The 11,560-nt window shown below is 58.6% G+C and carries 12 protein-coding genes; 2 read left to right on the top strand and 10 right to left on the bottom strand.

Going from position 1 to position 11,560, the window contains the following annotated elements:
* Nucleotides 1–371: 371 nt before the first annotated feature.
* Both AB4N85_RS02945 and AB4N85_RS02940 read left to right on the top strand, forming a co-directional pair.
* The gene (locus AB4N85_RS02945; protein WP_252869010.1) at nucleotides 372–731 is read left to right on the top strand and encodes a DUF6124 family protein; all 360 of its coding nucleotides are present in this window, start codon (nucleotides 372–374) and stop codon (nucleotides 729–731) included.
* A gap of 289 nt (nucleotides 732–1,020) precedes the next feature.
* Entirely contained in the window at nucleotides 1,021–3,330 is a 2,310-nt protein-coding gene (locus AB4N85_RS02940) for an Ig-like domain-containing protein (RefSeq protein WP_252869009.1), read from the top strand.
* Between the two features lie 668 nt (nucleotides 3,331–3,998).
* On the opposite strand, the gene flhB is transcribed toward AB4N85_RS02940, so the two are convergent.
* The 10 genes from flhB to AB4N85_RS02890 form a co-directional block, all read right to left on the bottom strand.
* Nucleotides 3,999–5,138 (bottom strand): flagellar biosynthesis protein FlhB, encoded by a 1,140-nt coding sequence (gene flhB / locus AB4N85_RS02935; RefSeq protein ID WP_016771065.1) that lies wholly within the window; start codon nucleotides 5,136–5,138, stop codon nucleotides 3,999–4,001.
* Nucleotides 5,139–5,141: 3 nt separating this feature from the next.
* Entirely contained in the window at nucleotides 5,142–5,927 is a 786-nt protein-coding gene (gene fliR / locus AB4N85_RS02930; protein WP_016771066.1) for a flagellar biosynthetic protein FliR, read from the bottom strand.
* 3 nt (nucleotides 5,928–5,930) lie between these two features.
* Entirely contained in the window at nucleotides 5,931–6,200 is a 270-nt protein-coding gene (gene fliQ, locus AB4N85_RS02925; RefSeq protein WP_016771067.1) for a flagellar biosynthesis protein FliQ, read from the bottom strand.
* Nucleotides 6,197–6,955 (bottom strand): flagellar type III secretion system pore protein FliP, encoded by a 759-nt coding sequence (gene fliP, locus AB4N85_RS02920; protein ID WP_016771068.1) that lies wholly within the window; start codon nucleotides 6,953–6,955, stop codon nucleotides 6,197–6,199. Before fliP ends, fliQ begins: the two co-directional genes overlap by 4 nt.
* Nucleotides 6,955–7,407 carry a flagellar biosynthetic protein FliO gene (gene fliO / locus AB4N85_RS02915; protein WP_056783817.1) on the bottom strand — a complete coding sequence of 151 codons (453 nt, stop codon included), beginning with the start codon at nucleotides 7,405–7,407 and terminating at the stop codon, nucleotides 6,955–6,957. Before fliO ends, fliP begins: the two co-directional genes overlap by 1 nt.
* Nucleotides 7,408–7,866 (bottom strand): flagellar motor switch protein FliN, encoded by a 459-nt coding sequence (gene fliN, locus AB4N85_RS02910; protein WP_016771070.1) that lies wholly within the window; start codon nucleotides 7,864–7,866, stop codon nucleotides 7,408–7,410.
* Between the two features lie 55 nt (nucleotides 7,867–7,921).
* Nucleotides 7,922–8,890, bottom strand: a complete 969-nt coding sequence (fliM, locus tag AB4N85_RS02905; RefSeq protein ID WP_003222890.1) for a flagellar motor switch protein FliM — start codon at nucleotides 8,888–8,890, stop codon at nucleotides 7,922–7,924.
* 9 nt (nucleotides 8,891–8,899) lie between these two features.
* Nucleotides 8,900–9,403 carry a flagellar basal body-associated protein FliL gene (gene fliL, locus AB4N85_RS02900; protein WP_016771071.1) on the bottom strand — a complete coding sequence of 168 codons (504 nt, stop codon included), beginning with the start codon at nucleotides 9,401–9,403 and terminating at the stop codon, nucleotides 8,900–8,902.
* A gap of 338 nt (nucleotides 9,404–9,741) precedes the next feature.
* On the bottom strand, nucleotides 9,742–11,106 hold the full coding sequence (locus AB4N85_RS02895) for a flagellar hook-length control protein FliK (RefSeq protein WP_252869008.1): 1,365 nt from the start codon (nucleotides 11,104–11,106) through the stop codon (nucleotides 9,742–9,744).
* A gap of 105 nt (nucleotides 11,107–11,211) precedes the next feature.
* Nucleotides 11,212–11,559, bottom strand: a complete 348-nt coding sequence (locus AB4N85_RS02890; RefSeq protein WP_041479021.1) for an Hpt domain-containing protein — start codon at nucleotides 11,557–11,559, stop codon at nucleotides 11,212–11,214.
* Nucleotide 11,560: the final 1 nt, after the last annotated feature.

Genomic DNA, 11,560 nt, shown 5'->3' with positions numbered 1-11,560 from the left:
ATTTTTTTCGATTTAAACGAAGCTGTTTACAAGACACCAGCAGACACGGTCTCAAGGCTACAAATCCTTGCGCCATTGCCTACAGCCAAGCCAGAATCCGCCGGCTTGTGCGCTTTGGGGTCGGATTCTATTGTGGTCCGGTCGCTGACGAATCAGCGATCGGGTTTAGCGACTCGAACTCAAGTCAAAGGTGCATCAGCGTTCCAGGCTTCGTTGCGGATCTGTATTTTCGCGATTTCGTCATGGTGGCTGTATGCGGGAGACCTTCGGGTCTGCCGGGTGCCTTTGACCGGTTCGCTAACCCGCGTACAGCCGCCACCCTCCCTGTTTAGCGACAGGTTGTCGCGGCTCCATTTCAAAGGAGCTTCACCATGATCAAACCAACACCCAACCCGCCCGAATCCGCCCCCACCTCCCCCTACGAATCCCTCGATTCAAAAAAACTCCACGAAGCCGCCGATCGCGCCCTCGACCACTACCTCTGCCCACCCGGCTCGACCCCACCACCCTTCAGCCCCCGCGCCATGTACGCCGTCACCGCCGACACCAAAAACGAAGACCTCCTGGCCAACGCCTGCGAAACCCTCGCCTCGGCCAAAACCATCGCCCAGGAATTCGCCGGGCTGGTCAAACCATCGCAGCGCCGAACGCTGATGGGGATTGCGCAACTGATCATGCTCGGGGAACTGGCGGTAAATCGGGTGCTGGATAATCTGGAGTTGCCTGGATGATGCGGTTCGGCTGAGTGATTCGAGTGAGAGAGCCGGCCTTTTGGCGAGCAAGCTCGCTCCCACATTTTGATCTTCTTGGATGCAAATCTTGCAGCGGCTGAAGATCCTGTCGAGTGCAGCTTGCGCGAGCTAGGCCTCTCGGCGGCGCAGGAGCGCCCACCCCTTCAGCGATACCATTGGTCGGAAAACCGTCCCCACCTGTCAGATCTGACAGGTGACGGACGCCTCGTTCTGCGTTGTGATGAACCTTGCCTGCCATTGTTCATCACCAGTGTTCGAGGAGAACAGAATGAGCGTTCAAGTCCATTCAACCGAAGCCAACGCTGCCCTGGCCTTGTATCCCGTGTACCCCCCGCAATGGATAACACCGGTGCTGCCTCCAGGTACTGCCGATGGCGGCCTTCCTCTCTCGGCATTCACTCCTTCTGGCGTAGAACTTGTCATCGACCCCATAACCGGCTTGCGGAACTGGGTCATGGCGGCTTATGACGTCGTGACTATTTTTGTCAACGAAGTCAGCACCGGCATCAGCAAAACCATCTATCCCGGTGAGGAGCAGGAACGCATTCTTTTGCGCGTGCCGGCGAGTTGGTTCACAAACGGTGTCAACGATGTCCACTACAGAGTGACCCGAGCCAGCGGTAACGACGCCGACTCACCCACACTCAAGCTGCTCTACAACAACCCGGCGCCTACCGTCACCGTCAGCCATCCACCCAGCGTCGTACCGGGGCAGACGGCGGTCATCACGATCACCGTCGGTTACCCACGGCCTCACGACACGGTGACGCTCACCATAGGCACCTGGAGCATCACATTTCCCAACCCCACAAGCCCGATCAACCACACCCTGACGGCTGCAGAATTGCAGTTGATAGGCGACGGCACCCATTCGGTCTTCGCCAGGGTGCGCGATCAATTGACCAACAACAATGAGTCGGCGACGACCCCGATCACTATCACCGCCAATCAGAAGGTGTACAACTCGCCGATAATCGCTGAGGCCGTGGACGGCATGCTCGACGTGGCCGCACTGAGGGGCCAGGACGCCACGCTACGAGCACGCAACTGGACGGGGATCCAGGTCGGTCAGCAGGTGTGGCTGAAGCTCACCGGCCAGAAACCCGACGGCTCGGCGCACGTCCTGCAATTCTGGAATGGTGACACCCACAAGGTGAATGCGACCTGGGTCAGTCAGGGGTTCTGGGATAAACCGCTGCTCATAGCTTTTCTGAAAGAATTGAAAGAAGGATCGCTGTTGAAACTGGAATTCTGGGTATCGGAGGACAAGAGCAATGACTTCGCTAGCGCCACGCGGTTTCCGGATCAGGTGTATACCGTCATTGGCCTGCAACTTGACCTGCCACCCCCGACCTTGAACCCGCCCACAGTGCCGATTGACGTTTTGGCTAATCCGGATGGAGTGAAGCTTCAGATAACAGGCTTCGCAGCAGAGAAAGACGATAAAGCTCAATTCGTCCAGGTGAACGCGCCGGCCGGTGCGCCGCCGTTTCCGGTGGTGGATTTTGTTGGTGGGATTGCAGAGATTTCATTGAGCGCTGCGTTTCTGGCGGCTTGGCATGGCAAGGCGATTGAGTTGCGGTGGGATTTGATTCGTACCGGAGTTCCGGCTGGAGAATCACCAACAGTCAGGTTTGATGTCATGACAATCGCTGATGGAGACCCGCGTTTGCCGACACCCGTAATTCTCCAAGCAATTGGGCCGGACGAAGGAAAAGTACTTGATTTATCGACTTTTGATGGCGATGCGACTGTGACAGTCGATACCTGGACAGCCATGGCAAAGGGACAAAAGTTCTGGCTGCTTTGCGTAGGAAAAAAAGATGATGGATCGGACTACGAAATTTCGTTGGCTAATGGAATTGAAATTGAAATGCCAGGTAAATTGAGCAGAACGCTTTTGCGTTCGGAACTAGACCGCCTTGTTGATGGATCTCTTCGCGTGGACATTAGTGTTGGATTCAGCACCAACGGGGACAAAAACGACGCTACTCTGTTCCCTAGTCTAAATGTAGGCCTCAAGGTACGTGCAAAACTCATCATAGATGATTCACCTTTAGAGTTGTCAGGCAGGACAGTGTCAATCGTGAATACCAGTGGTCAGTACATCGATAGATGGCGCCTTACGGGTGTTCATCCGTCTGGAGCCTCAGCAAATCGTCAAGCGTCAGGAGGAGTGGGTCAAATTACTTATCAATCGGATAATCCAAAAATCGCAAACGTCAATGACGTCGGGTTAATCTGGAGTGAAGGTAATGGCAGCACCACCATCAATGTAAGAGATAGCTCAGGCCAACATGCCTCAATTTCTGTTTCTGTAAGCAACGTCGAACAATGCATTGTCTCACCATCACTTATAGCTGATTCAAAGATTGATCAGTGGGTCAATGCGAATGGCCGTGCTGTAAAAACGTCAGACCTGGTTTTGTTCCGAACTAAATTTTTTGTGACTCAGCCCGCTGCCTATGGAATTCGCTCAGACGTTAGTTTGTATTGGGGGTTGTACAACGAAGGACACGGGTGGAGAGAGCATGCTTATCATTCTAGCCCTGGACACACTGTCTTGTGTTTGCGGTAGTGAGTCGACGCTTCGCCTCATCAGAATTGAGAGAAAAGGGGACAGGAGTAAAGGGAACGGATTTATTTAACCAGTGATCTAGAACAGCGGGGCTTGAACTTGGTTGTTTTCCTGACCGGGATGACCCCTTAGCGAGCAGGCTCACTTTCGACGGTTGATCGCATTACAAGTGGAATCAAGTTTGCTCGCGAAGGCTACTGACAGGCAATAATCGCCCAAAAAAACCGCCGTTGCGCATCATCGGGACGGCGGTTTTCTTTTTCAGGTGTTTGGCGATGAGGGCAAACTGCCGGTCAATACCGAAGGATTTTCACTTTCCCATTTTTGGTCCTGGGCAATTCGAACTCGACTTCGCCGCCCACTTTGATCTTCGCCTGCAAGGCCTCAGCCAATGGAACGCTGAATCGGTACTCTTTGGCAGTCAGAAAAAATTCGTGGCTTCGGCAAAGGAAAGGCATCGTCCCGTCGGCTTCGGCGTGATGGTGCCTTTGCCGGTTTTTTCATCGTAGCTGCTGAAAATACCTTTCATCGTCGTGCTCCCTTGCACTCGCTCGCCTGACCGCGCCAGTACGCAGCTGCATCTTGCATCAAACTGCAAAATCACGGCGACTGCACCTGTCAGAGTTGACAGTAAAGGGGAATCTCAGACAAAAGGCTGCGCAGCAACGTCAGGAATCCCGACGCAAGTCCGGCGGAATCGGCAGATCATCCTTGAGCGGGTCCGGCCGCTTGCCCTTGCCCGCCTGGTGTTGGCGAATCTGATAGACGTAGGCTAATACCTGCGCCACCGCCAGATACAGTCCACCGGGAATTTCCTGCTCAAGCTCAGTTGAGTAATAGATCGAGCGCGCCAGCGCAGGCGACTCGAGCAGCATGACGTTGTTGGCCACTGCGATTTCGCGGATTTTCAGGGCGATGAAGTCGCTGCCCTTGGCCAGCAGCACCGGTGCGCCGCCCTTCTCCGAGTCGTACTTGAGCGCGACCGCGTAGTGGGTCGGGTTGGTGATGACCACGTCGGCTTCGGGAATCGCCGCCATCATCCGTCGCTGGGACATTTCGCGCTGGGTCTGGCGAATGCGTTGTTTGACCTCGGGGCGGCCTTCCTGGTCCTTGTGTTCGTCGCGCACTTCCTGCTTGGTCATCTTGAGCTTCTTCATGCTCTCCCAGATCTGCACCGGCACGTCGACGGCGGCGATGATGATCAGACCGCAGGCCAGCCACAGCGTGCTCCAGCCCACCAGCAAGACGCTGTGGATGATCGCCATGTCCAGTGGTTCGTGGGCGATGCGCAGCAAGTCGTCGACGTCGGCGGACAATACCAACAGCGCCACGCCCAAGGTAATCAGAAACTTCGCCAATGCCTTGAGCAGTTCAACCACAGCCTTGAACGAGAACATCCGTTTGAGGCCGGCGGCCGGGTTCATCCGGCTGAATTTGGGTGCCAGCGAACTTGCCGCGAACAGCCAGCCACCCAGGGAGATTGGCCCGATGATGGCGGCGAGCAACAGGGTGATCATCACCGGCTGAATCGCCAGCAACGCGATCAGGCCCGACTCCAGCAAAAATCGGCCCATGGCGCCCTGATCCATGACCACTTCGCGGGACAGGGTGAAGTTCAGGCGCATCACGTCCATCATTTCTTGCGCAAGCATGCCGCCGAAAATCAGCAGCGCAGAGGCGCCGGCCATCATCACGGCCAGGGTGTTGAGCTCTTTGGAACGGGCGATTTCACCCTTCTCACGGGAGTCCTTTTTGCGCTTCTCCGTGGGGTCTTCCGTTTTGTCCTGACCGCTTTCGCTCTCTGCCATGACTCAGCGCGCCCGTGCCAGTTCGCGTAGCAACTGCAAGGCCTCGCTGGCCAGCGGTTGATACTGGTTGAGAATATCCGCAAGGCCGACCCAGACGATGAACAGGCCGAGCACCAGGGTCAGCGGAAAACCGATCGAGAAGATGTTCAGTTGCGGCGCGGCGCGGGTCATCACGCCGAAGGCGATGTTGACCACCAACAGTGCGGTGACGGCCGGCAACACCAGCAGCAATGCGGCGCCGAGGACCCAGCCGAGTTTGCCGGCCAGTTCCCAGTAATGCGCAACCATCAAACCGCCGCCGACCGGCAGCGTGGTGAAACTTTCAGTGAGGACTTCGAACACCACCAGATGGCCGTTCATCGACAGGAACAGCAACGTCACCAGCATGGTGAAGAACTGCCCGATCACCGCCACCGAAACGCCGTTGGTAGGGTCGATCATCGAGGCGAAGCCCATGCCCATCTGGATCGCAACAATCTGCCCGGCGACGGCGAAAGCCTGGAAGAACAGTTGCAGGGAAAAGCCGAGTACGGCGCCCACCAGAATCTGCTCGCCGATCAGCAACAGGCCGCTGAGATCGAGTGGGCTGACGGCGGGCATCGGCGGCAGCGCCGGGGTGATGACCACGGTGATCGCCACGGCGAAATACAGGCGCACGCGACGCGGGATCAGGGTGGTGCCGAACACCGGCATGACCATCAGCATCGACGCCACGCGAAACAGCGGCAACATGAACGACGCCACCCAGGTGCTGATCTGGGTGTCGGTCAGCTGAAGCAGCGATTGCATGGCTTAGCCGATGACCATCGGAATGTTTTTGTACAGCTGGATGATGTATTCCATGAATGTCTGCACGATCCACGGACCGCCGATGATCAGGGTCACCAGCATCACCAGAAGACGCGGCAGGAAGCTCAGGGTCTGTTCGTTGATCTGCGTGGCGGCCTGGAACATCGACACCAGCAGGCCGACCAGAAGGCTCGGCACCACCAGGATGGCGACCATCATGGTGGTCAGCCACAGGGCTTCACGAAAGATATCGACCGCGACTTCCGGCGTCATGGCGAAACACCTCCAAAACTGCTGGCCAGAGTACCGATGATCAGCGCCCAGCCATCGACCAGCACGAACAGCATGATCTTGAACGGCAGCGAGATGATCAGCGGCGAGAGCATCATCATACCCATGGCCATCAGCACGCTCGCCACGACGAGGTCGATGATCAGGAACGGAATGAAGATCATGAAGCCGATCTGGAAGGCGGTTTTAAGCTCGGAAGTCACGAACGCCGGCACCAGAATGGTCAACGGCGCCTGATCCGGGCTGGCAATGTCGGTGCGCTTGGACAGGCGCATGAACAGCTCCAGATCGCTGGTGCGGGTCTGCGCGAGCATGAAGTCCTTGATCGGCACCTGAGCCTTTTCCACCGCTTGCTGGGCGGTGAGGGTTTCCGCCAGATACGGTTGCAGCGCGTCGTTGTTCACCCGGTCGAACACCGGCGCCATGATGAACAGCGTCAGGAACAGCGCCATGCCGGTGAGGATCTGGTTCGACGGCGTCTGTTGCAGGCCGAGGGCCTGACGCAGGATCGAGAAGACGATGATGATCCGCGTGAAGCTGGTCATCAGGATGACCGCCGCCGGAATAAAGCTCAGCGCGGTCATGATCAGCAGGATCTGCAGACTGACCGAATATTCCTGCGCGCCGTCGGCATTGGTGCCCAGCGTGATCGCCGGGATCGACAACGGATCGGCGGCGAACGCCAGCGGCGCGGCCAGCAACAGGACCAGCGTCAAGACGATGCGGAGCGCACCCATTACTTCGTATCCTTTTGGTCCTTGCCAAGAATCTTCAGCAGATGCTGAGCAAATTCCGGCGTCGCTTTTTCACTGGCGGTGGGGACTTCGACCGGCTCTTTGAGCACGTGCAGCGCGGTGATGGTGCCGGGGCTGAGGCCGAGCAGAATCTGCTCGTTGCCGACCTGCACCAGCATCAAGCGGTCACGCGGACCGAGCGCGCGTGAGCCGATCAGCTCGATTACCTGGCCCTTGCCCGCTGGCCCCGCCTGCTGCACGCGGCGCAACAGCCAGGCGAGGAAGAAGATCAAACCCAGCACCAGCAGCAAACCGAACACCAGTTGCGTCAACTGACCGGCCACGCCGCTATTGACCATTGGCGCGGTGGCGGCAGGCCCGGCAGTGGTTGCGCCCGGTTCGGCAGCCAGCACGCCCAACGGCCATGCCAGCAGCACCCAGAGAAACCTTTTCACTCAGCGCAGCTTCTTGATGCGTTCGCTTGGGCTGATCACGTCGGTCAGGCGGATGCCGAACTTCTCGTTGACCACCACTACTTCGCCGTGGGCGATCAAGGTGCCGTTGACCAGCACGTCGAGCGGCTCACCGGCCAGACGATCAAGCTCGATCACCGAACCCTGGTTGAGTTGCAGCAGGTTGCGGATGTTGATGTCGGTACTGCCGACTTCCATCGAGATCGACACCGGAATGTCGAGGATCACGTCCAGGTTCGGACCGTCGAGGGTCACCGGATCGTTGTTCTTCGGCACGCTGCCGAACTCTTCCATCGGCAGACGGTTGGAGCTGGAAGTGCCGGCGTCGGCGGCCAGCAGTGCATCGATGTCAGCCTGGCCGGCATCACCGGTTTCTTCCAGGGCCGCAGCCCATTCATCGGCCAGTGCCTGGTCGTCCTGCGCGTTCATATCGTCGTTCATCATGTGTCCTCGGCGGGCAACAATTCGGTTAAATACGGGGGTGAAAAGCGCCGCCTCAGCGACGCTCGATCGGCTCGATCACCTGCAACGCGAGGTTGCCTTTGTGCGAGCCCATCTTGACCTTGAAGGCCGGCACGCCGTTGGCGCGCATGATCATGTCTTCCGGCATCTCGACCGGGATCACATCTCCCGGTTGCATGTGCAGGATGTCGCGCAGCTTCAACTGGCGGCGGGCTACGGTGGCACCGATCGGCACGTCGACATCGAGTACGTCCTGGCGCAGGGCGTTGACCCAGCGCTCGTCCTGATCGTCGAGGTCGGACTGGAAACCGGCGTCGAGCATCTCGCGCACCGGCTCGATCATCGAGTACGGCATGGTCACGTGCAGATCGCCGCCACCGCCATCGAGTTCGATGTGGAAGGTGGAGACCACAATCGCTTCGCTCGGGCCGACGATGTTGGCCATGGCCGGGTTCACTTCCGAGTTGATGTACTCGAAATTGACTTCCATGATCGCCTGCCAGGCTTCCTTCAGATCGACGAAAGCCTGCTCGAGCACCATGCGCACTACGCGCAGTTCGGTCGGAGTGAATTCCCGCCCTTCGATCTTGGCGTGACGGCCGTCACCACCGAAGAAGTTGTCCACCAGCTTGAACACCAGTTTGGCGTCGAGGATGAACAGCGCGGTGCCGCGCAGCGGTTTGATCTTGACCAGGTTGAGGCTGGTCGGCACGTACAGCGAGTGCACGTATTCGCCGAACTTCATCACCTGCACGCCACCGACAGCCACGTCCGCCGAGCGGCGCAGCATGTTGAACATGCTGATGCGGGTGTAGCGGGCAAAGCGCTCGTTGATCATTTCCAGCGTTGGCATGCGTCCACGGACGATGCGATCCTGGCTGGTCAGGTCGTAGCTTTTGACACTGCCGGGTTCGGCAGCATTATCGGTCTGTACCAGACCATCATCGACGCCATGCAGCAGCGCATCGATTTCATCCTGGGACAGCAGATCCTGCACGGCCATGTCGTGTTCCTACTGAAGTACGAAATTAGTGAAAAGCAACTGTTCGATGACCACTTTGCCCAGTTCTTTCTGCGCCACTTCCTGGACGCTGGCGGTGGCCTTCTGGCGCAACATCTCCTGGCCGACCGGGGTCGCCAGTGTGGCGAAATCCTGACCGGAGAAGAGCATTACCAGGTTGTTGCGGATAACCGGCATGTGCACTTTGAGCGCGTCCAGATCGGCCTGATTACGCGCCAGCATGGTGATGCTCACCTGCATGTAGCGCTGACGGCCGTTCTGGTTGTAGTTGGCAACGAAGGCCGGCGCCATCGGCTCGAAAATCGCCGCCTGCTTGCCGACCGGCGCTGCTTCAGCGGCCTCGGCAGGCTTGCTCTGCGCGCCGTGCATGAAGAACCAGGTCGCCCCGACGGATGCACCAATGGCCACCAGCAACGCCAGCACGATCACGATGATCAGCTTGAGTTTGCCTTTGGTTGCGGGGTCTTTTACTGCTGCAGCTTCGCTCTTCGCCATGCCAATAATCCGTCACTAATCGGGGGTTTCACAGTCGCACGGCAAGGCAAGAGCAAGTGTTATGCCAGAAGTGTCGGAGGTCGAGAACGACGCTAAAGTCAAAAGCACCCTCACCCCAGCCCTCTCCCGGAGGGAGAGGGGGCCGACCGAGATGTAATGGGGCTGGACATCGACCTGCACAACCGAGGTGATTGCAAGTTCAGGGCGGGAATCAACAGGTCGCCTAATGTCGAACGGATTCAGCGATGCTCGTTCAGGTCGGCGTAGTTCTTCAAGATTCCCCAATCGGTCCCCTCTCCCTCTGGGAGAGGGCTAGGGTGAGGGGGCTCTTGATTTGCTCAGGCGTAATAGTCGACCGCGCTGCTGCCAATTACGCTGGTAGTCTGCGCCGCCACTTCAGCGACAGTAGCCGGTGGCAATTCCTCATCCACCGAGTCAAGACGCCCACCCGCAGCACTGGTCCGGCCACTCTGCCCATGCTGCGCCTGTTCCTGACCTTGCTGCCCCTGCCAGCCACGGTTCTGGTCGGCGACATTGACATCCACCTGGCCCATACCCTGCTGGTTGAACATGTCGCGCAGGCGGTGCATCTGGCTGTCGAGCGCTTCACGCACGCTCGGGTGCGCGCTCATGAAGGTGACCTGGGTCTGCTGATCGGGAACCATGTTCACGCGGATATCCAGACGCCCCAGCTCCGCCGGTTGCAACTGAATGTCGGCGGCCTTCAGATTGACGCTGGACAGGTACATGACGCGGTTGACCACTTCTTCGGTCCAGCCGCTCTGGTGCATGGCGATCGGCTGATTCACCGGCAGCGCATTGGCGGTTTTCGGCGTAGCGGCCTGGGTCAGTGCCGCCAGACGGTTGGCGAAGTCATCGACGCGGGTGTCGCTGGTAGCCGATTTCAGATCCTTCAGACCATCGTCGATCAGCCCGCTGAAAGCTTGTTCGCCGCCCTGACTGGTGCTGTCCTTGTCGGCCTGCACGTCGAGCATGCTGGCCATGCCGGCGGCAAAGTTCTGCGCGGCGGTCAATTCGCCGTCAGCCTGAGCTTGAGCAGGCGTGGCTTTCGGTTGCGCCTGACTGGCGGCGGAAATATGCCCACCCTGCTCCATCGCCATGCGTACGGCCGGCATCGAGTCGAGCGGGTCGGCCGATGGATCGAAATCGCTATCGGTGGCCGCCGGATCTTTGACCATGCCCGACACGACCGCCAATGCAGGCGCTTCGGTTTCCGGCTGGGCTGGCGTTGCGACTGTTGGAGTCGGCACGACAGGCGCCGCCAATGGCTGAACGACTTGCGCCAGGGCCGGATCCAGCGTCGGGTCTACTGGCGCGGCATCGGCCACAGGGATTTGTACCGTTTCAGCGGTGTCATCGGCAGTGGCAGTCGCGTCGTCGCTCGTCGCCGCTTTGTCGGCAGGCAACGCTTTGCCGCTATCGGCAACAGCTGGCTCGGGCGCGGCAGACTGATCTTTGCCGATATCCTTTTTGCCGCTGCTGTCTGCGACCTTATCGCGTGCCGGCTTGACTGAGTTGTCGGCGCTCACGGCAGGCTTGGCCGGCGCCTGATCGGCAAACACTCTGGCGAAGCTGGAAGCCTTGTCCCCGGCGTCTGCGGCCATTGCCGACGATTTGGCAGAGGCGGCTTGCGCCTTGGCCTGGGCGGCGGTCTGAAGAAGAATGTTGGGGGTCGCAGGCATGACACGGTCTCCGCTGCACTGGGATCGTAGGTACAGTTGAGCAAGTTGACTGCAAGTGCCGGGCCAGTTTGGCCAGACACTTGCGAAAAGCGCCGGACGGCAGCTTCAGTGGATGTGGGCGTGGTGCTTTTCGCTTTCGTACACCGGACGTACTTCGGCGAATTCAGAATGGATATCGGCGACTAGCTGAGCGAGCGCTTCCGGGCTTTTGTCCTTCGCATTCGACTCCAGGTCCTGGCACAACTCGGCCAGTCGAACCGCGCCCATGTTGCTGGCGCTGCCCTTGAAGCTATGCGCTACATCGGAAAGCGCTTTGGCGCTGGTGCTGTCCTGCAACTCGTGCAGGCGGCTTTGCGAATCTGCCAGAAAAGTCTCCAGCAATTCCGTATAGCCGTCCTCCATCACCTCGCGCAAAGTATCGAGGACTTCGCGATTTACATGTGGGTCTGTCACT

Source organism: Pseudomonas sp. H1_G08, from assembly GCF_054681355.1.
This window is presented reverse-complemented; position numbering and strand designations above follow the sequence as displayed.

What these genes read in the sequence shown, in the direction of transcription:
- flhB (WP_016771065.1), bottom strand. Translation starts at nt 5,138, where the DNA reads ATGGCAGAGAGCGAAAGCGGTCAGGACAAAACGGAAGACCCCACGGAG.
- fliL (WP_016771071.1), bottom strand. Translation starts at nt 9,403, where the DNA reads ATGGCGAAGAGCGAAGCTGCAGCAGTAAAAGACCCCGCAACCAAAGGC.
- fliM (WP_003222890.1), bottom strand. Translation starts at nt 8,890, where the DNA reads ATGGCCGTGCAGGATCTGCTGTCCCAGGATGAAATCGATGCGCTGCTG.
- fliN (WP_016771070.1), bottom strand. Translation starts at nt 7,866, where the DNA reads ATGAACGACGATATGAACGCGCAGGACGACCAGGCACTGGCCGATGAA.
- AB4N85_RS02895 (WP_252869008.1), bottom strand. Translation starts at nt 11,106, where the DNA reads ATGCCTGCGACCCCCAACATTCTTCTTCAGACCGCCGCCCAGGCCAAG.
- fliP (WP_016771068.1), bottom strand. Translation starts at nt 6,955, where the DNA reads ATGGGTGCGCTCCGCATCGTCTTGACGCTGGTCCTGTTGCTGGCCGCG.
- AB4N85_RS02940 (WP_252869009.1), top strand. Translation starts at nt 1,021, where the DNA reads ATGAGCGTTCAAGTCCATTCAACCGAAGCCAACGCTGCCCTGGCCTTG.
- fliR (WP_016771066.1), bottom strand. Translation starts at nt 5,927, where the DNA reads ATGCAATCGCTGCTTCAGCTGACCGACACCCAGATCAGCACCTGGGTG.
- AB4N85_RS02945 (WP_252869010.1), top strand. Translation starts at nt 372, where the DNA reads ATGATCAAACCAACACCCAACCCGCCCGAATCCGCCCCCACCTCCCCC.
- fliQ (WP_016771067.1), bottom strand. Translation starts at nt 6,200, where the DNA reads ATGACGCCGGAAGTCGCGGTCGATATCTTTCGTGAAGCCCTGTGGCTG.